The organism is Kitasatospora nipponensis (genome assembly GCF_039528135.1).
GTDB classification, from domain to species: Bacteria; Actinomycetota; Actinomycetes; order Streptomycetales; family Streptomycetaceae; genus Kitasatospora; species Kitasatospora nipponensis.
Map to the genome: position 1 here is coordinate 1 of NZ_BAAALF010000939.1, position 234 is coordinate 234.

Sequence of the window (234 nt, forward strand, 5' to 3'; positions counted from 1 at the left end):
CCAGCCAGGCGTGGATGTGGGCCAGTGCCGTGAGCGCGGTGGCCTTGTCGTTGACGGTGGTCCAGTCGAGGTAGCCGGTGGCGACGCCGTTGGTGAGCGGCAGGTATTCAGTGCTGGATCCGGTCAGGATCTTGGAGAGGCCGTCGAAGCCGTTGGTATCCACCGCGGTGTCGCCGTTGATCACGGCGTCGGCGAACTTCGCCCGGGTCGCCTTGATCTTCTTCTGCAGCTTCA

1 pseudogene is annotated in these 234 nt (G+C 64.5%); it reads right to left on the minus strand.

Going from position 1 to position 234, the window contains the following annotated elements:
- Positions 1-234 (minus strand): annotated as a pseudogene (locus ABD323_RS44175) (major capsid protein); the annotation flags it as partial.